The following is a 24,209-nucleotide window of genomic DNA, read 5'->3' as shown; positions in this document are numbered from 1 at the left end:
CTCAGGGGCCAGCCACACCCGTGACGTCGTACGTCCCGGGTCCTACGCCTGTCTCACCCGCAACGCCCTTGCCAGGTCGTCGAGTTCGTCGGTCAGGCTGCGGCGCAGGGCGGGGATCGGGTCGGCGGTGTCGAGGCACTCTTGGCCGAGGTGCAGGTTCTCGGCGTCGACGGCGTGGGCGGGGAAGGCCCAGCGGCCGACGGCGGTGGCGATGGCGGGGCCGCGGCGGGCGGCGACGGCGACGGCGTCCTCGTAGTAGCGGGGCACGTACTGGCGGACCAGGTCGGCCTGTTCGGGCTGCCAGAAGCCGCGGGCGGTGGCGTTGAAGAGGTAGTTGGACAGGTCGGTGTGCTCGTCCGTGCCGAACATGGCCTGCCAGGCCTTGGCCTTGGCTTCGGCGTCGGGCAGGGCGGCGCGGCAGCGGGCGGCGCCTTCCTGACCGGTGGCGGAGGGGTCGCGGTCGAGTTCGGCGGCGACGGCCTGCTCGTCGGTGGCGCCGAGGACGGCGAGGCGGGCGAGGACACGCCAGCGCAGTTCGGGGTCGAGTTCGGGGCCGCCGGGGACGGTGCCGTCGGCGAGCCAGGCGGCGATGGTGTCGGGGTGGGCGGCTACGTCGATGAGGTGGCGTACGGCGATCAGGCGCAGGCCGGGGTTGTCGCCGTCCTCGGTGCGGCGGATGAGGTCGCGGCACAGGGAGGTGAGGGTGGTCAGGGCCGCCGGGCGTTGTTCGGGGGTGAGGTAGCGGTCGGCGACCTTGGTGGCGGCAAAGGCGAGGACGCCCTGGACGAGGGCGAGGTCGGTTTCGTGCGGGAGGTGGGCGCGGGCGGTGTCCAGGTAGGCGGTGGGCGGGAGGTGGCCGTCGCGGACGGCGTCGCGCAGGGCGTTCCAGACGACCGCGCGGGTGAGGGGGTCGGGCAGGCCGGAGAGGCTGGTGCGGACGGCGTCGAAGGACTCGGGGTCGAAGCGGATCTTGGCGTAGGTGAGGTCGCCGTCGTTGAGGAGGAGCAGCGCGGGGCGTTTGCCGAGGGGCTCGGGCGTGGTGTGCGGGATGTCGAGGTCGAGGCGGTCGCGCAGGATGAGGTGGCGGCCCTCGTCGGCGACGTCCGGGTCGTAGAGGCCGACGGCGATGCGGTGCGGGCGGCTGCCGGTGTGTTCGACGGTGAGGGCGCAGGTGCCGTCGTCGCCGGGGGTCACCACGGGGGTGAGGGTGTCGACGCCGGTGGTGCGCAGCCAGGCGTCGGCCCAGGCGTGGACGTCGCGTTCGGTGGCGGAGGCGAGGGAGTCGATGAAGTCGGCGAGGGCGGCGTTGGCGAACTTGTGGCGGGCGAAGTGGGTGTTGATGCCGGCGAGGAAGTCCTTCTCGCCGAGCCAGACGACGAGTTGGCGTAGCGCGGAGGCGCCCTTGGCGTAGGAGATGCCGTCGAAGTTGAGGAGGGCGGAGGCCGTGTCGTTGACGTTCTCGGGGGCTACCGGGTGGGTGGACGGGCGCTGGTCGGCGTCGTAGCCCCAGGCCTTGCGGACGACCCCGAATTCGGTCCAGGTGTCCGTGAAGCGGGTCGCCTCGGTGAGTGTCTGGTAGCCCATGTACTCGGCGAAGGACTCGTTCAGCCAGATGTCGTCCCACCAGCGGAGGGTGACGAGGTCGCCGAACCACATGTGGGCCATCTCGTGGGCGATGACCATGGCGCGGGTCTGGCGCTCGGTGTCGGTGACGGCGGAGCGGTAGACGAATTCGTCGCGGAAGGTGACCAGGCCGGGGTTCTCCATGGCGCCGGCGTTGAACTCGGGGACGAAGGCCTGGTCGTAGGAGTCGAAGGGGTAGGGCTCCTCGAATTTCTCGTGGTAGCGGTCGTAGCACTGCTTGGTGATCTCGAACAGTTCCTCGGCGTCCGCGTCCAGATACGGCGCGAGGGAGCGGCGGCAGTGCAGGCCGAAGGGCAGGTCGCGGTGTTCGGTGTGCACGGAGTGCCAGGGTCCGGCGGCGACGGCGACGAGGTAGGTGGAGATCAGGGGGGTGGTGGCGGCCTGCCAGCGGCCTTCGCCGAGGTGGTCGGTGATGCCGTTGGCGAGGACGCTCCAGCCTTCGGGGGCCGTCACGGTGAGGTCGAAGACGGCTTTGAGGTCGGGCTGGTCGAAGGCGGCGAAGACGCGCTGGACGTCGTCCATGAACAGCTGGGTGTAGGCGTAGGTCTCGCCGTCGGTGGGGTCGGTGAAGCGGTGCATGCCCTCGCCGGTGCGGGAGTAGCGCATGCTCGCGTCGAGGTGCAGTTCGTGCTCGCCGGCGGTGAGGTTCTTCAGGGGCAGGCGGTTGCCGTCGAGGGTTTCCGGGTCGAGGGGCTGTCCGTCGAGGGTGGCGGTACGCAGCTGGGCGGGCTTGAGCTCGACGAAGGTGTCGGCGTCCGTGCGCGCGGTGAAGCGGATGACGGTGCGGGAGTCGAAGGTCTCGTCGCCGGTGGTCAGATCGAGGTCGATCGTGTAGCGGTGGACGTCGAGGAGCTTGGCACGGGTCTGCGCTTCGTCGCGCGTCAGAACGGACATGCAGGTAATGCTGCCCGATGGCACTGACAAGGCACAGGGGCGGACCGGTACGCGCCCTATGTCCGCTCCCCTTCGAGCTCCCCGCCCAGCGCCTGGCGCAGGCGCTGGGCGGGGAGGTGGGCGTCGGGGTGGGGCAGGGCGGCGGTGCGCTGGGCGGGGTCGTCGGCGTCGGTGTGGTCCTTGACGAGGGCGCGCAGCTCGCGGATCTCCTGCTCGAGGGCCAGGTGGCGGCGGTGGGCGTCGTAGAGGTAGCGGACCTTGGTGCGCAGCGACCAGGGGTCTATGGGTTTCATGACGAGGTCGGCGACGCCGAGGGCGAAGGCTGTGGAGGTCAGTAACTGGTCGGGGCCGAAGCCGGTGAGGAGGATGACCGGGATGTGCTGGGTCTGTTCCACGCGGCGCATGTAGCGCACCACGTCCAGGCCGCTGACACCGGGCATGCGGACGTCGAGCAGCAGCAGGCCGACCTGTCCGCGGAGCACCTGCTTGAGGGCCTCGTCGCCGTTGGTGGCGCGGCCCAGCTGATAGCCCAGCGGGGCCAGGGCGCTCTCCAGGGCGTACAGGGTGTCCTCGTGGTCGTCCACGATGAGGATCTTGGCTTCCGGCATGGCCCGTCGTCCCTCCCGCGTGGACAACCAGCTTATGTCCGAGGTGCTGACGTGCCGTGGCCGTCAGCTGACAAGGAGTGCACAGCGCAGCATGCCCCGTGCGGGCCCTTCTGTCACGTCCTCTGCGGCATCGACCGAGGTCAATTCGCCGTTTTTGCGGAGCCGTTCACGGCGTCGTCGGCGATGCGTTCGTGGTGGCGGATCACTTCGGCGATGATGAAATTCAGGAACTTCTCAGCGAACGCCGGATCCAGTTTGGCGCTTTCGGCGAGGGCGCGCAGCCGCTCGATCTGGCGGGCCTCGCGGGCCGGGTCGGCGGGCGGCAGTTTGTGTGCGGCCTTGAGGTGGCCTACCTGCTGGGTGGCCTTGAAGCGTTCGGCGAGCATGTGGATGACGGCCGCGTCGATGTTGTCGATGCTGTCGCGCAGCCGGGCGAGTTCCTCGCGGACGGCGGGGTCGACGTCGCGGGTGCCGGTGTTGCTGGTGGTCATGGGCGCCCAGCCTACGTGGCGGACGTTGGTTCGATCATCGGTGGATCGTCGGGGTCGGGGACGTGGTTGCTCCAGCCGCCGGGGACGGCGAGGTACTGCTGGGCGCGGAAGCGGACGGGCGGCATGCCGACGCGGCTGGTGAACAGGCGGGAGAAGTAGGCGGGATCGGCGTAGCCGACGCGGCGGGCGACGGCGGCGACGGGGAGTTCGGTGGCGGCGAGGAGTTCCTTTGCGCGGCCGAGGCGGATGCCGAGCAGGTAGTCCTTGGGGCTGCAGCCGGCGGTGCGGCGTACGGCGGTGCGCAGTTCGGCGGGGGTCATGCCGTGCCGGGCGGCGTGGTCGGCGACGGTGAGGGGCAGGCAGGCGTCGCGGGCGAGGGCCTTGAGGATGAGGTCGCCGTCGGGGGCGAGGTCGGCCCGGGCGCGGCGCAGGGCGACGAGGAGTTCGTGGACGGCGGCGCCGGTCTCCACTTCCAGGAGGGGGTTGCCGCGGCGGGCGGCGCGGGCGATGCGGCCGATGACGGCGCGTGGGCCGGTGGCGTCGGAGAGGGGGACGACGGGGCGGTCGGGTTCGATGTAGCCGAGTTCGGTGTACGTGGTGGCGGCCGGCCCGGTGAAGACGGCGAAGCCCTCGTCCCAGCCGGTGCCGGCTTCGGGTGCGTAGTGGTGCGGTGTGCCGGGGGTGAGCCACAGCAGTGCGGGTGCGGTGACGGTGGTGCGGCGGCCGTCGGGGTGCTGGTACCAGCCGCTGCCGGTGTTGATGACGACGGCGACGTGGTGATCGAGAGTGCGGGGGCCGACGGTGGGTAGTGCGCCGTGCTGCAGGCCGACGCCGAGGCAGACGAGGCCGAGGCGGTGGTGGGCCGGTCCGGGCGTGAAGAACCGCATCCAGGTGCGGTACATCGGCGTGCTCCTCCCGGCGTGGTCCGGGCCGTTTCCCGGCCGTTGTCCAAGCCGCCGACGAACGCTGTTGTCCGGGTCGTCGTCCGGCGGGCGTGTTTTCGTCCAAGCAGCGCTGATCTTTGTCCATGGACGTGATCGCCGCCAAGGGGTGAGGCTGGGGCGCATGACGGAGTTCAAGGTGGGGGAAACGGATTTCCTGCTGGACGGGCGGCCGGTGCGGCTGCTGTCCGGGGCACTGCACTACTTCCGGGTGCACGAGGAGCACTGGGGCCACCGGCTGGCGATGCTGCGGGCGATGGGCCTGAACTGCGTGGAGACGTATGTGCCGTGGAACCTGCACGAGCCGGGGCCGGGCAGGTACGACGGCGTGGAGGCCCTAGGCCGTTTCCTGGACGCGGCCCGCGAGGCGGGGATGTGGGCGATCGTGCGGCCGGGGCCGTACATCTGCGCCGAGTGGGAGAACGGCGGGCTGCCGCACTGGCTGACGGGCGAGCTGGGCACGCGCGCGCGTACCCGTGACGAGCGGTTCCTGGCACATCTGGAGCGCTGGTTCGGCGTGCTGCTGCCTGGGATCGTGGACCGGCAGATCGACCGCGGCGGCCCGGTGATCATGGTGCAGGTGGAGAACGAGTACGGCAGCTACGGCTCGGACGCCGAGTATCTGCGCCGCCTCGCCGACCTGCTGCGGGATGCGGGTGTCACGGTGCCGCTGTGCACGTCGGACGGCCCGGAGGACCACATGCTGAGCGGTGGCTGCGTCCCGGGGGTGCTCGCCACGGTGAACTTCGGCTCCCGCGCGCGCGAGGGCTTCGAGACGCTGCGCCGGCACCGCCCCGAAGGGCCGCTGATGTGCATGGAGTTCTGGTGCGGCTGGTTCGACCACTGGGGCGGTGAGCACATCACCCGCGGCGCCGACGACGCCGCTGCCGCCCTGCGGGAGATCCTGGAGTGCGGGGCCTCGGTCAACCTGTACATGGCACACGGCGGGACCAGTTTCGCGGGCTGGGCGGGCGCCAACAGGGGCGGCGGCGCGCTGCACGAGGGGCCGCTGGAGCCGGATGTGACGTCGTACGACTACGACGCCCCGATCGACGAGTTCGGCCGGCCGACGCAGAAGTTCTGGCGGCTGCGTGAGGTCCTCGCCGAGTACGCCGGGGACCCGCTGCCCGAACTGCCGCCCGCGCCCGCGCGGTTGGGGGCGGCGGCCGAGGTGCGCCTGGACGGATGGGCGCCGTTGGGTGTCGTACTGGAGGCGCGGGGAGGCACGGAGAGCTCGGGGCCCGTGCCGCCCACCTTCGAGGAACTGGACGTGGACCGCGGGCTCGTCCGGTACGCGGTGACGGTGCCCGGGCCGCGGCAGCCGTACCCGCTGACCGCGCGCGGCCTGCGGGATCTGGCGGTGGTGTACGTCGACGGTGAGCGGGCTGGTGTGCTCGCCGAGGGCGACGAGCAGCTCAAGGAGCCGGTCGCGGGACACGCGCGCGTGGAGCTGTGGGTGGAGTCCCTGGGGCGCGTCAACTACGGGCCGCGCAGCGGGGAGCCCAAGGGCATCACCGGGGGTCTGCTGCACGAGCGGCAGTATCTGCACGGGGTACGCGCGCGTGGGCTGCGTCTGGATGCGCTGGACGCCATCGGGGGCGTCCCTTTCCAGCCGCTTGACGCAGGCGGCGCCCCGGGGCTGTACCGGGGGGTGGTCACCGTGCGGGGCGCCGGGGACGCGCGGCTCGAACTGCCGGGGTGGACTCGCGGATTCGTCTGGGTCAACGGGTTCAACCTGGGCCGCTACTGGTCGGCCGGCCCCCAGCGCTCCCTGTACGTGCCCGGTCCGGTGCTGCGGGAGGGCGACAACGAGGTGTGGCTGCTGGAGTTCGAGGAGGCGGCGGGGGCCGTGCTCCTGCAGACCCTCTAGCGATCTCGCAGGCCGACGGGATGGGCGAGCGGACTGCGGCCTGAAGATCAGGAGGCGCGCATGACAAGGGCGCGGGGTCGTGCGCGCGTCCTGGAAACCGGCCGGGGAAAATCCGCTCAGCTCCCCGTACAGTGGAATCGGGTTCAGGGCGTCTTGGGGGTTCGGGCGTGGCGAACGGCGGACCGGTCGAGCACGGCTACCCACACCTGGAGACGGTGCGGGCCGCCATCACCGCGCTGTACAAACGGTTGTCGTACGACACCATCCAGACCTTCTCCAGCAGCGTCCTGCCCGCCGATGTGGCCTTCTGCGACACCGACGACCTCTATCTGGGCGCACAGCGGGTGGCCCGCGAGCTGGTGCGCCACTACCGGCTGCCGGACGCCCGGCTGATCGTCGGCTTCCGCGAGATGCAGCACGCGGCGAACGTCGAACTCGCCGCGGGCCCCGAGTACTTCGTGGAGCTGAACGACCGCTTCCGCACCCACCGCCGCGACATCGGCGCCGCCCTGGCGCACGAGATCATGCACGTGTATCTGCACCGCCTGGACCTGTCCTTCCCCGGCACCCGCGACAACGAGATCCTCACGGACACGGCGACGACCTACCTGGGCGCGGGCTGGCTGCTGCTGGACGCCTACCGGGAGGACTCGGCCTCCTCCCAGAAGCTCGGCTATCTGACCCCCGAGGAGTTCGGCTACGTCCTGGCGAAACGCGCGCTGGTCTTCCACGAGGACCCGTCGATCTGGTTCACCAGCCCCCAGGCCTACGAGGCCTACACCCGGGGCATGGCACAGGCCCGCCACGACGAGCAGCAGCCTCCGCTGACGGCCGCCGGCTGGGCGGGGCGCCGCCGCTACGCCCGCGACCGCCGCCACGCCCCCGGGCCGCAGCCCGGCGTGCCCTACACCTTCACCCCCGACGGCGGCGGCCGCCTGCGTGTCTCGTTCCCCTGCCCGACCTGCCATCAGAGGATCCGGGTGCCGGTACGGGGGCGTGTCCGCGCGCGGTGTGCGCTGTGCCGGACGGTGCTGGAATGTGACACCTAGGGGTGCTGTTCGGCTCCCGGCGCCGCGGCGGGGGTCTGCGCTGCTCGGCGTGGGAGTGCGGCGCACAGAGCCGCGCACGTCACGAATGTCGCGGTCACCCAGGGCATCGCCGCCGTAAGCGCGTCCGTCAGGCCGTTGCCCGCGTGGTCGAAGAACACCGTGCCGACCGTGGCCGCCCCCAGTGCGCCCCCGAACTGCTGTGCCGTGGAGAAGATCCCGGACGCCCCGCCCGCCAGCTCCGCCGGCACCGCGGACAGCACCACGTTCACCAGCGGCACCACCAGGAAGCCCAGTCCGGCGCCCGCGATCACCAGGCCGGGCACCAGCGGCCAGGCGCCGGCGTGTACGGCGGGCGCGTCGGTGACCGCTGCCCACACCCAGCCCAGACCGGCGGCCATCATCAGGGCGCCGGCCCCGAGCACCAGGCGCCCGAACCGCACCGCGAGGCCGTCGGCGGCAGGCGCCGTGAGGAAGCTCCCGGCCGAGAAGGCCACGGTCACCACTCCGGCCTGCATCGGCGTGTACCGCTCGCTCCCCTGCAGCCAGAGCGCGAAGACCAGGAAGAAACCCTGCATACCGACCGAGAACAGCAGTTGCACCAGCACGCCCACCGAGAACGCGGGCAGCCTGAACGCCCGCGCCGGCAGCAGCGGCACCGTCCCCGCACCGCGCCGGCGCGCTTCGAACACCCCGAGCCCGGCGACGGCGCAGACGCCCGCGGCGAGGCAGAACCAGCCCCACACCGGCCATCCGTTCCCCCGGCCCTGCACCAGTGGCAGCACGATCGCCACCAGCCCGGCCGCCAGCACCATGCTCCCGAGCAGGTCCGGCCGCCCGGCCGAGCGCTCCTTGGTGGCCGGCACGAGCACCAGGCCCGCGATCAGCGTGGCCACCGCCACCGGTACGTTCACCAGGAACACCGAGCGCCAGCCCCAGCCGAACAGATCGGCATCGGTCAGCAGACCGCCCAGCAGCAGGCCCACCGCCGAGGCGAAGCCGGCGACGGCCCCGTACATCCCGAACGCGGCCCCGCGCTCCTTGCCCGCGAACAGGGTGCGGAACGAGCCGAGCACCTGCGGAATCAGCACCGCCGCCAGCACACCCTGCACGGCCCGCGCGGCGATCAGCTGCCCGGGCGTCTGGGCGAGGCCGCACCCAAGGCTCGCCAGGCCGAAGCCCGCGGTACCGGCGAGGAACAGTCCGCGGCGCCCGAAGCGGTCCCCGAGATGCCCGGAGACGATCAGTGTGGCGGCGAAGCCCAGCAGATAGGCGGAGACCAGCCACTGCAGCTCGCTCTGCGAGGCGTGCAGGTCACGGCCGATGGACGGGATCGCCACATTGACGATCGTGACGTCCAGCAGGTCCATCAGCGCCGCGATCATCATCACTACGGCGGCGGCCCAGCGGCGCGGATAGGGATCCGCCTCGGTGGGCGGGGACATGGCAAGGGTGGTGGTCATGGCGTCTCCCGTTGGGTTCGGATGTCGTCGAGCCCGATTTATTTCGTTCGGGCGAACGAAAGACTTGCATCGATGCCTCGGTGATCGCAAGTGCTTAGTTCGACCGAACGAAATATTTGCTACGCTGACGCCATGAGCGGCAGCGAGACGGGATCCGAACGGCGCCTGGTGCCGAACCTGGAGGCGGCCCTCCCCACGGACGACAAGCGGCGGGCCGACACCCTGTTGCGGCTGTTCACCGTGGGCCGGGAGAACAGCGGGGCCACCGTGATGTTCCACTCCGCGGTGTCCGCCAGACAGGGGCTGATCCCGAGCGAGGAGAAGGCCCTCGACCTTTTGGAGCGGCACGGGCCGCTCACCGCGAAGGACCTCGCCGAGCGCACCGGCCTTGCTCCCGCCTCCGTCACCGGCCTGGTCGACCGCCTCGAAGCCAAGGAATTCGTCCGCAGGATCAAGCACCCCACGGACAAGCGGCGGGTGCTCGTCGAGCTGAACCGGGAGAAGATCGCCCATCTCTTCGCGTTCTTCGAGGAGTGGGCGCGCGACATCGCCGCGGCGTGCGAGGAGTTCAGCACGGACGAGCTGGAGACCGTGATCCGCTTCCTGCAGGTGATGACGGAGGAGCAGCGCAAGGCCGCCGCCCGTCTCACCGGCTGAGCGCGCTCAGGCCCCGTACACCGCGCCCGGCTGTGCCGCCTCCGCCAGCAGCTTCAGCGCCGCCTCGCCCGCCTCGCCGGGACTCCAGCGCGCTCCCTTGTCGGCGCTCGGACCCGGCCGCCAGCCCTCCATGACCGTGATCCGACCACCCTCCGCCTCGAACACGCGTCCGCTCACACCGGCGCTCGCCGCGGAGCCGAGCCAGACGACGAGCGGGGAGACGTTTCCGGGGGCCATCGCGTCGAAGCCGGCGGCGGGCGCCGTCATCGTCTCGGCAAAGGTCCGTTCCGTCATCCGCGTGCGGGCAGCGGGCGCCACCGCGTTGACCTGGACGCCGTACCGGCGCAGTTCGGCCGCGGCGACCAGCGTCAGGCCGACGATGCCGGCCTTCGCGGCGCTGTAGTTGCCCTGCCCGACCGACCCCAGCAGCCCGGCGCCGCTGCTGGTGTTGACGATCCGGGCCACCGGCATGCGGCCCGCCTTGGCCTCGGCCCGCCAGTGCGCGGCCGCGTGCTTGAGCGGCAGGAAGTGGCCCTTGAGGTGGACGCGCAGGACGGCGTCCCAGTCGTCCTCGTCGAGGTTGACGAGCATCCGGTCGCGCAGGAAGCCGGCGTTGTTGACGAGGGTGTCGAGCCGGCCGTACGTCTCCAGGGCCGTCGCGACCAGGGAGGCCGCCCCTTCGGTGGTGGCGATGTCGCCGCCGTGGGCGATCGCCTCGCCGCCCGCCGCGCGGATCTCCTCCACCACCCGCCCGGCCGGACCGTCGGGGCCCGGCGCCCCGTCCAGGCCCACCCCCAGGTCGTTGACGACCAGCCGGGCGCCCTCGGCCGCGTACGCGTGCGCGTGCGCCCGCCCGAGGCCGCGGCCGGCGCCGGTGACGACCACGACCCGCCCGTCGCAGATTCCGCTCATCTCACGTCTCCTTGTTGGCAGTTGCCGCATCCAGGAACGCCGGCCGCTCCCCTCCCCCGTGCACCAGCAGGCTCGCCCCGCTGATGTACGCGGCCGCGCCGGAGGCCAGGAACACGGCGGCCGCGGCCACGTCGGCGGGGGTGGCAAGGCGGCCGAGGGGCACCGTGCGGGAGACCGCCTCGATGCCGTCCTCGCCGCCGTAGTGGAGGTGGGCCAGTTCGGTGCGGACCATGCCGACGACGAGGGTGTTGACGCGCACCTCGGGCGCCCACTCCACGGCCATCGAGCGGGCGAGGCTCTCCAGGCCCGCTTTGGCCGCCCCGTAGGCGGCGGAACCGGGCGAGGGGCGGCTGCCGCTGACGCTGCCGATCATCACCACGGAGCCCTGCGCCCGCCTCAGGTGTTCGTAGGCGGCGAGGGAGGCCGTCAGGGGCGCGAGGAGGTTCAGCTCCAGTACGCGCGCGTGCCGCTCGGCTTCCGCGTCGGCCAGCAGCCGGTAGGGCCCGCCGCCCGCGTTGTTGACCAGGACGTCCAGCCGGGGCAGTCCGGCGAAGAAGGACCGTACGGCGGGCGGGTCGCGCAGGTCGAGGGGCGCGAACTCGACGCCCTCGACCGGAACTTCGGGCGGCCTGCGCGCACAGGCCACGACCCGCGCACCGGCTTCGACGAACGCCTGCGCGATCCCGGCTCCGACACCGCGGGTGCCGCCGGTGACGACGACGGTCCTGCCGCTCAGCTGCGGCCGGGGCAACTTATCCACAGGCCTTCCCGCTCCGATCCGAGGGCTGCTAGCTTCGAAGCCTCGCACCTAACAAATGTTTGGTGGAAAGGCGTTGGTTGGAAAGGTAGCTGATGTGCCCATGGGTGTCTCCACCTCGTCCCCGGAAAACGGGCCCGGAAAAAATGGCATCGCCGTCGTGACGGTCGACTTCCCGCCGGTGAACGCGCTGCCGGTGGACGGCTGGTTCGCCCTGGCCGACGCGGTGCGCGCGGCGGGCCGCGACCCGCAGGTGCGGTGCGTGGTGCTGGCCGCGCGGGGGCGGGGGTTCAACGCGGGCGTGGACATCAAGGAGATACAGGCGCAGGGGCCGAGCGCGCTGGCCGGCGCCAACCGCGGCTGCTTCGAGGCGTTCGCGGCGGTGTACGAGTGCGCGGTGCCCGTGGTGGCGGCGGTGCAGGGCTTCTGCCTGGGCGGCGGGATCGGGCTGGTGGGGAACGCGGACGTTATCGTGGCGAGCGAGGACGCCACCTTCGGGCTGCCCGAGCTGGACCGCGGCGCCCTGGGCGCGGCCACGCACCTGTCCCGGCTGGTCCCCCAGCACCTGATGCGCGCGCTGTACTACACCTCCCGCACCGCGACCGCCGCCGAGCTGCACGCGCACGGCTCGGTGTGGCGGGTGGTGCCGCGGGAGGAACTGCAGACCGCCGCCTTGGAGTTGGCGGGCGAGATAGCGGCCAAGGACGGGGAGCTGCTGCGGCTGGCCAAGGCCGCCATCAACGGCATCGATCCGGTCGACGTACGCCGCAGCTACCGCTTCGAGCAGGGCTTCACCTACGAGGCGAACACGGTCGGGGTGGGCGACCGGGTCCGCGACACCTTCGGCAAGGAGAAGAACCAGAGGGACGAGAAGGAGGGCGCACAGGCGTGAGTGACAAGACGATGACCGCCGAGCAGGTCGTCTCCCGTCTGCACAGCGGCATGACCCTCGGCATCGGCGGCTGGGGTTCACGGCGCAAACCGATGGCCCTGGTCAGGGCGCTGCTCCGGTCCGGCATCGGCGACCTGACCGTCATCTCGTACGGCGGCCCGGACGTCGGCATGCTCGCGGCCGCCGGACGGATCCGGAAACTGGTGGCGCCCTTCGTCACCCTCGACTCCATCCCCCTCGAACCGCACTACCGCGCGGCCCGCGAGGGCGGTGCCTTCGAGCTGATGGAGATCGACGAGGCGATGTTCATGTGGGGGCTGCACGCGGCGGCGAACCGGCTGCCGTTCCTGCCGGTGCGGGCCGGGATCGGCTCGGACGTGATGCGGGTCAACCCCGGCCTCAGGACGGTGACTTCGCCCTACGAGGACGGGGAGACGTTCGTGGCGATGCCCGCCCTGCGGATGGATGCGGCCCTGGTGCACATGGGCCGCGCCGACCGGCTGGGCAACGGACAGTATCTGGGCCCCGACCCGTACTTCGACGACCTGTACTGCGAGGCGGCGGACGCGGCGTACATGTCGTGCGAACGGATCGTCGACACCGCCGAGTTGACGAAGGAGGCCGCACCGCAGACCCTGCTGATCAAGCGGCACACGGTGTCGGGTGTCATCGAGGCGCCGAACGGAGCGCACTTCACCTCCTGCGCGCCGGACTACGAGCGGGACGAGGCCTTCCAGAAGACGTACGCGACCACGCCGTGGCCGGAATTCGCGGCGCGTTTCCTGGCCGGGGACGAACAGGCCTATCAGTCGGCGGTCAGGGAGGCGACATGAGCGAGGTGAGCCGTGCCGAGTACTGCGTGATCGCCTGCGCCGAGGCCTGGCGGGGCAACGGCGAGGTGCTCGCCAGCCCCATGGGACTGATCCCGTCCATCGGTGCCCGTCTCGCCCGGCTCACGTTCTCCCCGGACCTGCTGCTGACCGACGGCGAGGCGACGCTGGTCCGTCCGGACGGGACGCCGGAGGGCTGGCTGCCGTACCGGCAGCATCTTGCCCTGGTCTCCAGTGGCCGCCGGCACGTGATGATGGGCGCGAGCCAGATCGACCGGTTCGGCAACCAGAACATCTCGTGCATCGGCGACTGGAAACGGCCCACACGGCAGCTGCTCGGGGTGCGGGGCGCACCGGTCAACACTCTGAACAATCCGACGAGTTACTGGGTGCCGAGACATTCACGGCGCGTGTTCGTCGAGAAGGTCGACATGGTCTGCGGTGTCGGATACGACCGTGCGGCCGGTGCGCGCCACCACCGCATCCCGTGTGTCGTCTCCGATCTGGGCATCTTCGACTTCGCCACCCCCGACCACTCGATGCGGCTCGCGTCACTGCACCCGGGTGTCACGGTGGAGCAGGTCAGGGAGGCGACGGGCTTCGATCTGGCCGTCCCGGACGAGGTGCCGCCGACGCGTGAGCCGACCGCCGGGGAGCTGCGGCTGATCCGTGAGGTGATCGACCCTGCCGGCAGCCGTGCCGGGGAGGTCGGTTCGTGATGGAGACGGCTCTCACCCGGCTGGTCGGGGTCCGGCATCCCATCGTGCAGACGGGCATGGGGTGGGTGGCGGGCCCGCGTCTGGTCTCCTCTTCGGCGAACGCGGGCGCGCTGGGCATCCTGGCCTCCGCGACCATGACGGCCGACCGGCTGCGGGATGCGATACGGGAGGTCAAGTCCCGTACGGACGAGCCGTTCGGGGTCAATCTGCGGGCCGACGCCTCGGACGCGGGCGACCGGGTGCGGATCCTGGTCGAGGAGGGCGTGCGGGTGGCCTCCTTCGCCCTCGCGCCCTCCGCCGAGCTGATCGCGGAGCTCAAGGAGGCGGGCGTCGTCGTCATCCCCTCCATAGGGGCCCGCCGGCATGCCGAGAAGGTCGCGGCGTGGGGCGCGGACGCCGTGATCGTGCAGGGCGGCGAGGGCGGCGGGCACACCGGCGAGGTCGCGACGACGGTGCTGCTGCCGCAGGTGGTGGACGCGGTGCGGATACCGGTGGTGGCGGCGGGCGGATTCTTCGACGGCCGGGGCCTGGTCGCGGCGCTGGCGTACGGGGCGGCGGGGGTCGCGATGGGCACGCGGTTCCTGCTCACCTCCGACTCGACGGTGCCGGACGCGGTGAAAGCCAGGTATCTGGCGGCAACGGTCAAGGACGTCACGGTGACCACGGCGGTGGACGGGCTGCCGCACCGGATGCTGCGCACGGACCTGGTGGCCGCGCTGGAGGACTCCGGCCGGGCGAAGGCCCTGCTGCACGCCCTGCGCCGGGCGGCAGGGTTCCGTAAGGTGTCGGGGCTGACCTGGCGGCAGATGGTGCGCGACGGGCTGGCCCTCAAGCACGGCAAGGAGCTGTCCTGGAGTCAGATGCTGCTCGCCGCCAACACCCCGATGCTGCTCAGATCGGCCATGGTGGACGGCCGTACGGACCTCGGGGTGATGGCGTCCGGGCAGGTCGCCGGGGTGATCGAGGACCTGCCCGCGTGCGCGGAGCTGGTGGAGCGGATCATGAAGGAGGCGGAGGGGATCCTGCAGTCGCTGGAGTCACTCAGAGCCGTTCGATGATCGTCACGTTGGCCTGGCCGCCGCCCTCGCACATCGTCTGCAGTCCGAACCGGCCGCCGGTTCGCTCCAGTTCATGCAGCAGGGTGGTCATGAGCTTGACGCCTGTCGCGCCCAGGGGATGGCCGAGGGCGATCGCGCCGCCGTTGACGTTGACCTTGTCCGGGTCGGCACCGGTCTCCTTCAGCCAGGCGAGGACGACCGGCGCGAAGGCCTCGTTGATCTCGACCAGGTCGATGGCGTCGATGGTCAGGCCCGTCTTCTTCAGGGCGTGGGCGGTGGCCGGTATCGGGGCGGAGAGCATGCGGATCGGGTCCTCGCCGCGCACGGACAGGTGGTGCACGCGTGCGCGCGGCGTCAGTCCCTGCTCGCGCACCGCCCGCTCCGAGGCCAGCAGCATCGCCGCCGCCCCGTCGGAGACCTGGGAGGAGCAGGCGGCGGTGATGGTGCCGCCGTCGAGGACCGGCCTGAGCCCGGCCATCTTCTCCAGGGAGGTGTCCCGGCGCGGGCCCTCGTCGACGGCCACCGGGCCGTGGGCGACGGTCTCGCGGTCGAAGCGGCCCTCGTCGATGGCCCGCAGCGCCCGCTGATGGGACCTGAGCGCGAACTCCTCCTGGTCCTGGCGGCTGATTCCCCACTTGGCGGCGATCATCTCGGCACCGGCGAACTGGTTCACCGGCTGGTCCCCGTACCGTGCGCGCCAGCCCTCGCTGCCCGCGAAGGGTCCCGCGGTGAACCCCAGGGGCTCGGCGGCCTGGCGGGTCGCGAAGGCGATGGGGATCTGCGACATGTTCTGCACGCCGCCGGCGACCACCAGGTCCTGCGTGCCCGACAGCACGGCCTGCGCCGCGAAGTGCACGGCCTGCTGCGAGGATCCGCACTGCCGGTCGACGGTCACGCCCGGCACCTCCTCGGGCAGCCCGGCCGCCAGCCAGCAGGTCCGCGCGATGTCCCCGGCCTGCGGCCCCACCGCGTCCAGACAGCCGAACACGACGTCCTCGACGGCGGCCGGATCCACGCCCGAGCGGGTCATCAGCTCCTTCAGCACATGGGCGCCGAGGTCGGCTGGATGGACGCCGCTCAGTCCGCCTCCGCGCCGCCCCACGGGCGTACGGACCGCTTCGACGATATAGGCCTCGGCCATGGCAACTCCCCAGCCTTCCCCATGGGTTACGTGCGTACGGCGATCCCGTCCAGCACCATCGACAGGTACTGCCGGGCGATCTCCTCCGGGCTGTGCTGTCCGCCGGGCCGGTACCAGGACGCGGCCACCCACACGGTGTCGCGCACGAACCGGTAGGTGAGCCGGACGTCCAGGTCGGCCCGGAAGACCTCGGCGGCGACACCGCGCTCCAGCGTGGCCAGCCACGCCTTCTCGAACTTGCGCTGCGACTCGGCGAGGAACGCGAACCGCTCCTGCGCGAGCAGCTGCTTGCTCTCCTTCTGGTAGATCGCGACGGCGGCGCGGTGCCGGTCGATCTCCCGGAACGACTCGGTGACCAGGGCCTCCAGGGTCTCCCGCGGTCCCAGCTCGGCGTCCAGGACGGTGTCGTAGCCGCCCCAGAGCTCATCGAGGAAGGTGCGCAGGATCTCCTCCAGCATCGATTCCTTGGAGTCGAAGTGGTAGTAGAGACTGCCCGCGAGCATGCCCGCGTGGTCGGCGATCTTGCGTACGGTGGTGGCGTTGTAGCCCTGCTCGGCGAAGACCTCGGCGGCGGTCTCGAGGAGTTCGCGCCGCCGGGCGGGCGCGGCGGTCACCTGGGGCTTCTTCTTTGTCGGCACGGTTCCATTGTCGTCCTGCGCATGTGTCGTCCTACGCGTGCTGGCTGCTGACGGAGACGACCTCTCCGGTCAGGTACGAGGAGTAGCCGGACGCCAGGAACACGATCACGTTGGCCACCTCCCAGGGCTCCGCATATCGCCCGAAGGCCTCGCGGGCGGTCAGCTCCTCCAGCAGTTCGGGGGTGGTCACCTTCACCAGGTGCGGGTGCATGGCGAGGCTCGGTGAGACGGCGTTGACCCGCACGCCGTACTCGGCGGCCTCGATCGCCGCGCACCGGGTCAGCGCCATCACGCCTGCCTTCGCCGCGGCGTAGTGGGCCTGGCCGGCCTGGGCGCGCCAGCCGACCACGGAGGCGTTGTTGACGACCACTCCGCCGCGTCCGTCCGCCCGCATCAGCCGCAGCGCCGCCCGTGTGCACCGGAACGTGCCGTTCAGCGTCACGTCGAGGACTCGGGCCCACTGCTCGTCGCTCATGTCGACGAGGTCCGCCGTGCCGCCGAGACCGGCGTTGTTGACCACCACGTCCAGCCGCCCGTGCTCGCGCACGGCGGCCTCGAACAGGGCCTGCACCTGGCCCTCGTCGGTGACGTCGCACGGCAGGGCGGCGACCGACGCGGCACCGAACTCGCCGGCGAGCTCGGCCTCGTACTCCTTGAGGCGCCGCACATGCGCGTCGCCGATCAGCACGCGTGCGCCCTCCTCCAGGAACCGCCGCGCGGTCGCGCCGCCGATGCCCGCTCCGGCCGCCGCGGTGATGACGGCGGTGCGTCCCTTCAGCAGCCCGTGCCCCGGCTCGTACACGGGACTCTCGACGACTGTCATAGCCCCACGCTAACCTACCAAACACTTGTTAGGGAAGGATGGCAGCCGATGGATCTCGCCTTCACGCAGGAAGAGGAGGCCTTCCGCGCCGAGGCCCGGGCCTGGCTCGCGGACCGGGTGCCGCGCGCTCCCCTGCCGTCCCTGGAGACCGCGGAGGGCTTCGCGGCCCACCGCGCGTGGGAGGCCGAACTGGCCGCCGACCGCTGGTCGGTCGTCAACTGGCCGACGGCGTACGGCGGAAGGGACTCCGGCCTGGTTCGGTGGCTGATCTTCGAGGAGGAGTACTGGGCGGCGGGGGCCCCGGGCCGGGTCGGTCAGAACGGGATCAGTCTGCTCGCCCCGACCCTCTTCGACCACGGCACCGAGGAGCAGAGAGCGCGCGTGCTGCCGCCCATGGCCACGGGCGAGGTGGTGTGGGCGCAGGCCTGGTCCGAGCCGGAGGCGGGCTCGGACCTGGCGTCCCTGCGGTCGAAGGCGGTGCGCGCGGACGGCGGCTGGCTGCTGAGCGGGCACAAGACGTGGTCGTCGCGGGCCGCCTTCGCGGACCGCGCCTTCGGCCTCTTCCGCAGCGACCCGGCGGCACCCAAGCCCCACCAGGGCCTGACCTACCTGATGTTCGATCTGCGCGCGCCCGGGGTCACGGTCCGCCCGATCGGCCGTCTCGACGGGAAACCGGCGTTCGCCGAGCTGTTCCTGGACGAGGTGTTCGTGCCGGACGAGGACGTGATCGGCGCGCCCGGCGAGGGCTGGCGGATCGCGATGTCGACGGCGGGCAATGAACGGGGGCTGATGCTCCGCTCCCCCGGCCGCTTCCTGGCCGCGGCGGGACGGCTGCGCCGCCTCTGGCAGCAACAGGGCTGCCCGCCCGCCGCCCAGGCCCAGGTGGCGGACGCCCTGATCGGCGCCCGGGCCTACCGCCTCTTCACCTTCGCGGCCGCCTCCCGCTTCCTGGAGGGCGCCTCCATCGGCCCGGAGTCCAGCCTGAACAAGGTCTTCTGGTCCGAGTACGACATCGCGCTGCACGAGACGGCCCTCGATCTGCTCGGCGAAGAGGCCGAGGCGGCGGACTCGGAGTGGGCCGAGGGCTATGTCTTCTCCCTCGCCGGCCCGATCTACGCGGGCACGAACGAGATCCAGCGCGACATCATCGCCGAGCGTCTGCTCGGCCTGCCGAAGGGGCGCCGCTAGTGGCTCCGCCGGGTGCGCCGCGATGGGTTGTTCGTCGTCCGCGGCGCCGTCGTGGCTTGGCGCGCCCACGCGGCGACAGCCGCATGTTCAACACAGCCCCGCGCCCCTTCAGTGCGCTTGTGAACCACACCGCGACTCCCGCGCCCGAAGGTATGCCGAAGGTTTCGAAGGGACGTTACTGATGCGGTTCCTCCTTGACGCCGAGCAGCGTGCGTTCGCGGCCTCGTTGGACGCCATGCTGACCACCGCCGACACGCCTTCGGTCGTACGGGACTGGAGCCGCGGCGAGCACACGAGCGGGCGTGCCCTGTGGTCGCGTATCGCCGACGCGGGCGTCTTCGCGCTCGCGGTCCCCGAGGAGTACGGCGGCCTGGGCCCGCGTCCCGTCGAACTCGCAGTCGCATTCGTCGAGTTGGGGCGGCATGCGGTGCCGGGCCCGCTGGTGGAGACGGTCGCGGCGGCCGCCCTGCTCGCCGCCCTGGACGACACGGGCCCGGCGAAACGCCTGCTGCCCGCACTGGCCTCCGGCGAGTCCGTGGCGACGCTCACGACGGGACCGTATGCGCTGGACGCGGACATGGCCGACGTACGGCTGACGGCGGCGCCAGGTAACGCCGAGGTGCGCCTCGCGCCTCCGCCCGGCCGACCGCACCGCTCCCTCGACCCCGCCCGCCGCCTCTTCGCGCCGGCGCCCGGCGGGGAGCTGCTCGCCGCCGGCGCGCAGGTCGCCGAGGCCGTCGCGGGTGGCCTGACCTGGGGCCGCCTCGCCGCTGCCGCCCAGTGCCTCGGCCTCGGACTGGCGCTCCTGGACCGGACCGTCGCCTACGTCCGGCAGCGCACCCAGTTCGGCGTCCCCATAGGCTCCTTCCAGGCCGTCAAGCATCAACTGGCCGACGCGAAGGTCGCGTTGGAGTTCGCCCGCCCCTTGTTGTTCGGTGCCGCGCTCACCATGACCCCTGCCGACGTGGCCGCCGCCAAGGTCACGGCAGCCGAGGCGGCGTACGCCACCGCCCGTACGGCACTGCAGCTGCACGGCGCGATCGGCTACACCGCGGAGTACGACCTGTCGCTGTGGCTGACCAAGGCCCGCGCCCTGCGCACCGCGTGGGGCGGGCCCGAGGAGTGCCGGGCCCTGGTCCTCAGTGGTGGTGATCGCCGCTGGTGAGTTCCCGGTACTCCTCCACCGTCGGCTTCGGGATGTGCGACTCCGAGCCGAACATGACCCGGGCCAGCCGGGCGCGCACCCGCTGCCCCGTCCTGACCGGCCGCCGTACGCCGTTCGCGTCGACGAGCGGGCCGATCTCGTAGGGAGGGTTCTGCTCGTGCTGGGTGAGAGTGAACAGCTGGTCCTGTGCGAGGGGTTCGTGGACCTCGACGAACTCGCCGTGCGGCAGCCGTCTGATGGTGCCGCTCTCCCTGCCGTGCAGCACCTTGTCCCGGTCCTTGCGCTGCAGGCCCATGCAGACCCGTTTGGTGACGAGGAACGTGACGACCGGCGCCACGAAGAAGGAGACCCGTACGAACCAGGTGATCGAGTTGATGGACAGATGCAGATGGGTGGCGACGATGTCGTTGCCGCCGCCGATCAGCAGCACGACGTACAGGGCCAGCCAGGCCGCGCCCAGGCCGGTGCGGACGGGCATGTTGCGCGGCCGGTCCAGGATGTGGTGCTCGCGTCTGTCGCCGGTGATCCATGCCTCGAGGAAGGGATACAGACCGAGCGCGAGCAGCAGCAGCGGGAAGAGGGTGAAGGGGATGAAGACGCCGAGTTCGAGGGTGTGGCCCCAGAAGTTGAGCTCCCATCCCGGCATCACCCGGATCAGGCCCTCGGAGAAGCCGAGATACCAGTCCGGCTGGGCGCCCGTGGTCACCAGGTCCGGGCGGTAGGGGCCGAAGGCCCACACGGGGTTGATGCTGGCGATGCCGCCCATGAGCGCCAGCACGCCGAAGACGAGGAAGAAGAAACCGCCCGCCTTGGCCATGTAGACCGGCAGGAAGGGCATGCCGACGACCGTCTTCTGGTCCCGTCCGGGCCCCGGGTACTGGGTGTGCTTGTGGTAGAAGACCAGGATCAGATGGGCGACGACCAGTCCCAGCATGATCCCCGGCAGCAGCAGGACATGGACCGGGAAGAGCCGCGAGATGATGTCGTGCCCCGGGAATTCCCCGCCGAACAGGAACATCGACAGATACGTCCCGACGATCGGGACGGACAGGATCGCGCCGTCGGCGAAGCGGATGCCGGTGCCGGAGAGCAGGTCGTCGGGGAGCGAGTAGCCGGTCAGGCCGGTGATGATGCCGAGGAACAGCAGGGTCCAGCCGAACAGCCAGTTGAGCTCGCGCGGCTTGCGGAACGCGCCGGTGAAGAACACCCGCATCATGTGCACGAGCATGCCGGTGACGAAGACCAGCGCCGCCCAGTGGTGGATCTGCCGGATCAGAAGCCCGCCGCGCACATCGAAGCTGATGTCGAGCGTGGACTCGTAGGCCCGGGTCATCGGGACGCCGTTGAGCGGGACGTACGAGCCGTGGTAGATCACCTCGACGCCGCTCGGCTCGAAGAACAGGGTGAGATAGATGCCGGTGAGGATCAGGATGAGAAAGCTGTAGAGGCAGATCTCCCCCAGCATGAAGGACCAGTGGTCCGGGAAGACCTTGCGCATGTTGGCCTTGGCCAGCCCGTACAGCCCCAGCCGCCCGTCGGCCCAGTCCGCCAGCTTCTCGCCCGTCCCCGCCGGCTCCCTGCGCGTGGAGCCGGCCGTTTCGTTCCCCGATCGTGCGCCGTCCATACGTTCGTCGCCTCCCCGTCGGATCATCATCAGGGTGGCACGGCGTCCCGGGTAAGCCAACGGTGAGAGCAGCCGTACGAGTGATTCGCGCCCCTCAACTGGCTCTCAGGGCGCCCGCACGATCCCCTGGGCCCGGGCGGCGGCCAGCCACATCGGGAACTCGCCGACCAGCCGGTCGTACAGCTCCGCGTCGGTCACCCGTGCCGGATCGGATCCGGCGTGGAAGAAGCCTGCGTTGTCGACGATCCGCTTCTGCGGTACCGCCAGCTCGTCCAGCTTGCGCAGGAAGTCGAACTGCTTGCTGCCCGGGTCCCCGAAGCCCACGAACTGCCAGAACAGCGGCAGCCCAGCAGCCTTGCACAGATAGCGTTCCGCGGCGAGCTTGTTGATCGGGCCGCCGTCGGTCTGGAAGACGACCAGGGCGGGGGCGGTCGAGCCGCTGTCGAGGTAGTGGTCGATGACCGCGTCCATCGCCAGGTGGTAGCTGGTCTTGCCCATGTGCCCGAGCCCGGCCACGATCTGCTCGATCCGGCCCTCGTGGCCGGCGAGCTCGATATCGGTCTCGGCGTCGACGTCCGTCGAGAAGAAGACCACCGGCACGCGCCCGTCGTCGTCGAGATGCGCGGACAGCCCCAGCACCCGGTCGGCGAGCGCCTGCACACTGCCGTCCTTGTAGTACGGCTTCATCGACCCGGAGTAGTCGACGACGAGATACACCGCCGCCCGCAGCCCGTCCAGCCCGTGCTTGTGGAGCGACACCCCGGCGCTCTTGTACAGGCTGACCAGCGCGGGCGCGGTCTCCTCGATCTTGCGGAGACTGATCGCGGCCATGCTCCCCCCTTCGTTCGTGCCGAGGTTACGTCACGCCGACCCCACCGCTCCCACCAGCCACAGCCGTTCGCTATTTTGTTCGCCGCCGTCCCCACCGGCTCGCCGCCCGTCCCACCCCCTCCGAGGAGCCGGCTGTGGAATCCGAGTCCACCGTCACCACCTGCTACCGCCATCCCAAGGTGGAGTCCCACGTCCGCTGCACCCGCTGCGACCGTTACATCTGCCCGGACTGCATGCGGGAGGCGGCCGTCGGCCACCAGTGCGTGGAGTGCGTGAAGGAGGGCGCGCGATCGGTTCGGCAGGCGCGTACGGCGTTCGGCGGCCGGATCACCTCGGCGCCCATGGTGACGTACGTCCTGATCGGGCTCAATGTGCTCGCGTATCTGGGCGAGTTGGTGCGGTCGTCGACCGTGGACCGCTTCGAGATGCTGGGCCGTGGGCTGGTCGGGCCGGACGGCGGCCACTACATGTGGGTGGCCAATCACCCCTCCGACTACCACCTCGAAGGCGTGGTCGGCGGTGAGTGGTACCGCCTGCTCACCGGGGCGTTCCTGCATCTGCCGCCCACCGGGGGGACGTTCGGGATCGCGCACATCGTGATGAACATGGTGGCGCTGTGGAACATCGGCCGGGTGGTCGAGTCCCAGCTCGGCCGGATCCGCTACATCGCCCTGTACGTCCTGTCGGCGCTGGGCGGCTCCGTCCTGGTCCTGCTGATCGCCCCCGACCAGGCCACGGTCGGCGCCTCGGGCGCGATCTTCGGGCTCGGCGCCGCGTACTACGTGATGGCCCGGCGGCTGGGCGCCGACATGAGGTCCGTCAACCAGTTCATGGGCGGCCTGCTGCTGTGGCTGGTGATCTCCGCGTTCGTCACGTCCTGGCAGGGCCACCTCGGCGGGCTGCTGGCGGGCGGCGTGGTGACACTGGCGTACGCGTATGCGCCGCGTGACGGCCGCCGCAACTTCGTCCAGGCGGGGGCCTGCGTCGCCCTGCTGGCGCTCCTGGTGATCCTTACGGTCGCGAAGGTCACGGAACTGGCGGCCTGACCGGGATCACCCGGCCGTACCCTCTCGCTATGCTGCGTTTTTCTGGGGGACGGCCCCCAGGCCCCCGACGTGCCGGTCTCCTCCTGCTCGCGGCCCTCCCCGCGGTCGTCACGGGCGTGGTCTACGTCCTCTCAACCGCCGACTCCTCCGGCTGGAACGGGAGCAGGACGTCGGCCACCGCCGCGCAGAAGGCCCGCCAGAGCGCCAAGAGCCGGGCCGAGCACGAGAGCGCGGAGGACGAGGAGGTGATCGCCGACCTGCCGGCCGGCCTCGCCGCCCCCGCCAAGAAGGAACTGGCCCAGGAGCTCGTGGCCAGCGCCGAGAACTCGACGCTGAACTGGCGCAGTGCCTACGGCTACATCGAGGACATCGACGACGGCCAGGGCTACACCGCCGGCGCCGTCGGCTTCTGCACGGGTACCCACGACCTGCTCGCGCTCGTCGAGCGCTACACCGAGGACCATCCCGACAACGGCCTCGCCGACTACCTGCCCGCGCTGCGCGAGGTCGACGGCACGGACTCCCACGAGGGCCTGGACCCGGGCTTCACCGCCGCCTGGAAGGCCGAGGCGGAGCTGCCCGCCTTCCGGAAGGCCCAGGACGAGGAGCGCGACCGCGTCTACTTCGACCCCGCCGTCCGCCTCGCCAAGCTGGACGGCCTCGGCACACTCGGCCAGTTCGTCTACTACGACGCCATGGTCCAGCACGGACCCGGCACCGGCCCGACCAGCTTCTACGGCCTGCGTGAACAGGCGATGGACGAGGCGGACCTCCCCTCACAGGGCGGCTCCGAGCAGACCTACCTGGACGTCTTCCTCGACATCCGCGTCGAGGCCATGCGGACCGTGCGTCCGGACATCGACACCAGCCGCGTCGAGACGGCCCAGCGGCAGTTCCTGTACGACGGGAACCTGGACCTGAAGACGCCGCTGACGTGGAAGGTGTACGGGGAGACGTACAAGGTGCCGTAG

23 protein-coding genes are annotated in these 24,209 nt (G+C 71.2%); 11 read left to right on the top strand and 12 right to left on the bottom strand.

What is annotated here, in order from left to right:
• Positions 1-42 precede the first annotated feature (42 nt).
• From pepN to ACFY1U_RS04060, 4 genes are all read right to left on the bottom strand, one after another.
• A complete protein-coding gene (pepN, locus tag ACFY1U_RS04075) occupies positions 43-2,538 on the bottom strand; it encodes an aminopeptidase N (protein WP_390692566.1) in 2,496 nt (831 codons plus the stop codon).
• A 56-nt stretch (positions 2,539-2,594) separates the two neighbouring features.
• Positions 2,595-3,146, bottom strand: a complete 552-nt coding sequence (locus ACFY1U_RS04070) for a two-component system response regulator (RefSeq protein WP_390692565.1) — start codon at positions 3,144-3,146, stop codon at positions 2,595-2,597.
• 140 nt (positions 3,147-3,286) lie between these two features.
• Complete coding sequence (locus tag ACFY1U_RS04065) at positions 3,287-3,637, bottom strand: chorismate mutase (protein ID WP_030933038.1); 351 nt, start codon at positions 3,635-3,637, stop codon at positions 3,287-3,289.
• Positions 3,638-3,648: 11 nt separating this feature from the next.
• Positions 3,649-4,539, bottom strand: a complete 891-nt coding sequence (locus tag ACFY1U_RS04060) for a helix-turn-helix domain-containing protein (protein WP_390692564.1) — start codon at positions 4,537-4,539, stop codon at positions 3,649-3,651.
• Positions 4,540-4,702: 163 nt separating this feature from the next.
• On the opposite strand from ACFY1U_RS04060, the gene ACFY1U_RS04055 reads away from it, so the two are divergent.
• Entirely contained in the window at positions 4,703-6,448 is a 1,746-nt protein-coding gene (locus ACFY1U_RS04055) for a beta-galactosidase family protein (RefSeq protein WP_390692563.1), read from the top strand.
• 167 nt (positions 6,449-6,615) lie between these two features.
• Entirely contained in the window at positions 6,616-7,497 is an 882-nt protein-coding gene (locus ACFY1U_RS04050) for a hypothetical protein (RefSeq protein WP_390692562.1), read from the top strand.
• Here the strand turns inward: ACFY1U_RS04050 and ACFY1U_RS04045 are convergent.
• A complete protein-coding gene (locus ACFY1U_RS04045; protein WP_390692561.1) occupies positions 7,494-8,957 on the bottom strand; it encodes an MFS transporter in 1,464 nt (487 codons plus the stop codon). The genes ACFY1U_RS04050 and ACFY1U_RS04045 overlap by 4 nt on opposite strands.
• A 132-nt stretch (positions 8,958-9,089) precedes the next feature.
• On the opposite strand from ACFY1U_RS04045, the gene ACFY1U_RS04040 reads away from it, so the two are divergent.
• Complete coding sequence (locus ACFY1U_RS04040; RefSeq protein ID WP_390692560.1) at positions 9,090-9,614, top strand: MarR family winged helix-turn-helix transcriptional regulator; 525 nt, start codon at positions 9,090-9,092, stop codon at positions 9,612-9,614.
• A gap of 6 nt (positions 9,615-9,620) precedes the next feature.
• Here ACFY1U_RS04040 and ACFY1U_RS04035 read toward each other — a convergent pair whose 3' ends face one another.
• The gene (locus tag ACFY1U_RS04035) at positions 9,621-10,526 is read right to left on the bottom strand and encodes an SDR family oxidoreductase (RefSeq protein WP_390692559.1); all 906 of its coding nucleotides are present in this window, start codon (positions 10,524-10,526) and stop codon (positions 9,621-9,623) included.
• A gap of 1 nt (position 10,527) precedes the next feature.
• Entirely contained in the window at positions 10,528-11,286 is a 759-nt protein-coding gene (locus ACFY1U_RS04030) for an SDR family oxidoreductase (protein WP_390692558.1), read from the bottom strand.
• A gap of 100 nt (positions 11,287-11,386) precedes the next feature.
• Between ACFY1U_RS04030 and ACFY1U_RS04025 the strand changes: the two genes are divergently transcribed.
• The 4 genes from ACFY1U_RS04025 to ACFY1U_RS04010 are packed head-to-tail and all read left to right on the top strand — an operon-like array spanning position 11,387 to position 14,782.
• Positions 11,387-12,175 carry an enoyl-CoA hydratase family protein gene (locus tag ACFY1U_RS04025; RefSeq protein WP_390692557.1) on the top strand — a complete coding sequence of 263 codons (789 nt, stop codon included), beginning with the start codon at positions 11,387-11,389 and terminating at the stop codon, positions 12,173-12,175.
• A complete protein-coding gene (locus ACFY1U_RS04020) occupies positions 12,172-13,008 on the top strand; it encodes a CoA transferase subunit A (RefSeq protein WP_390692556.1) in 837 nt (278 codons plus the stop codon). The genes ACFY1U_RS04025 and ACFY1U_RS04020 overlap by 4 nt, the downstream gene beginning before the upstream one ends.
• A complete protein-coding gene (locus ACFY1U_RS04015) occupies positions 13,005-13,724 on the top strand; it encodes a CoA-transferase subunit beta (protein WP_390692555.1) in 720 nt (239 codons plus the stop codon). The genes ACFY1U_RS04020 and ACFY1U_RS04015 overlap by 4 nt, the downstream gene beginning before the upstream one ends.
• Entirely contained in the window at positions 13,724-14,782 is a 1,059-nt protein-coding gene (locus tag ACFY1U_RS04010; protein ID WP_390692554.1) for an NAD(P)H-dependent flavin oxidoreductase, read from the top strand. The genes ACFY1U_RS04015 and ACFY1U_RS04010 overlap by 1 nt, the downstream gene beginning before the upstream one ends.
• On the opposite strand, the gene ACFY1U_RS04005 is transcribed toward ACFY1U_RS04010, so the two are convergent.
• Genes ACFY1U_RS04005 through ACFY1U_RS03995 form a run of 3 tightly spaced genes read right to left on the bottom strand, consistent with a single transcriptional unit; the run spans position 14,766 to position 17,384 of the window.
• Positions 14,766-15,923 (bottom strand): acetyl-CoA C-acetyltransferase, encoded by a 1,158-nt coding sequence (locus ACFY1U_RS04005; RefSeq protein ID WP_390692553.1) that lies wholly within the window; start codon positions 15,921-15,923, stop codon positions 14,766-14,768. The genes ACFY1U_RS04010 and ACFY1U_RS04005 overlap by 17 nt on opposite strands.
• A gap of 26 nt (positions 15,924-15,949) precedes the next feature.
• Entirely contained in the window at positions 15,950-16,561 is a 612-nt protein-coding gene (locus tag ACFY1U_RS04000) for a TetR family transcriptional regulator (RefSeq protein ID WP_115908728.1), read from the bottom strand.
• Positions 16,562-16,592: 31 nt separating this feature from the next.
• Positions 16,593-17,384 (bottom strand): SDR family oxidoreductase, encoded by a 792-nt coding sequence (locus ACFY1U_RS03995; RefSeq protein WP_390692552.1) that lies wholly within the window; start codon positions 17,382-17,384, stop codon positions 16,593-16,595.
• Positions 17,385-17,432: 48 nt separating this feature from the next.
• Between ACFY1U_RS03995 and ACFY1U_RS03990 the strand changes: the two genes are divergently transcribed.
• Both ACFY1U_RS03990 and ACFY1U_RS03985 read left to right on the top strand, forming a co-directional pair.
• Positions 17,433-18,572: an acyl-CoA dehydrogenase family protein gene (locus ACFY1U_RS03990; protein WP_390692551.1), complete on the top strand. Its 1,140-nt coding sequence runs from the start codon at positions 17,433-17,435 to the stop codon at positions 18,570-18,572.
• 181 nt (positions 18,573-18,753) lie between these two features.
• The gene (locus tag ACFY1U_RS03985) at positions 18,754-19,737 is read left to right on the top strand and encodes an acyl-CoA dehydrogenase family protein (RefSeq protein WP_390692550.1); all 984 of its coding nucleotides are present in this window, start codon (positions 18,754-18,756) and stop codon (positions 19,735-19,737) included.
• Here ACFY1U_RS03985 and ACFY1U_RS03980 read toward each other — a convergent pair.
• Positions 19,712-21,361 (bottom strand): cytochrome bc complex cytochrome b subunit, encoded by a 1,650-nt coding sequence (locus tag ACFY1U_RS03980; protein ID WP_390692549.1) that lies wholly within the window; start codon positions 21,359-21,361, stop codon positions 19,712-19,714. The two genes, ACFY1U_RS03985 and ACFY1U_RS03980, sit on opposite strands and share 26 nt — an antisense overlap.
• Before the next feature lie 105 nt (positions 21,362-21,466).
• Positions 21,467-22,192 carry a vWA domain-containing protein gene (locus ACFY1U_RS03975; protein ID WP_390692548.1) on the bottom strand — a complete coding sequence of 242 codons (726 nt, stop codon included), beginning with the start codon at positions 22,190-22,192 and terminating at the stop codon, positions 21,467-21,469.
• Positions 22,193-22,326: 134 nt separating this feature from the next.
• Here ACFY1U_RS03975 and ACFY1U_RS03970 point away from each other — a divergent pair, with 134 nt between their 5' ends.
• Both ACFY1U_RS03970 and ACFY1U_RS03965 read left to right on the top strand, forming a co-directional pair.
• Complete coding sequence (locus ACFY1U_RS03970; RefSeq protein WP_390692547.1) at positions 22,327-23,238, top strand: rhomboid family intramembrane serine protease; 912 nt, start codon at positions 22,327-22,329, stop codon at positions 23,236-23,238.
• A 29-nt stretch (positions 23,239-23,267) separates the two neighbouring features.
• Entirely contained in the window at positions 23,268-24,209 is a 942-nt protein-coding gene (locus ACFY1U_RS03965; protein ID WP_390692546.1) for a chitosanase, read from the top strand.

Source organism: Streptomyces sp. NPDC001351, assembly GCF_042896045.1.
Classification (GTDB): Bacteria; Actinomycetota; Actinomycetes; order Streptomycetales; family Streptomycetaceae; genus Streptomyces.
Note: the sequence above shows the minus strand (reverse complement) of the source record. Positions and strands in the feature narration are given on the sequence as shown.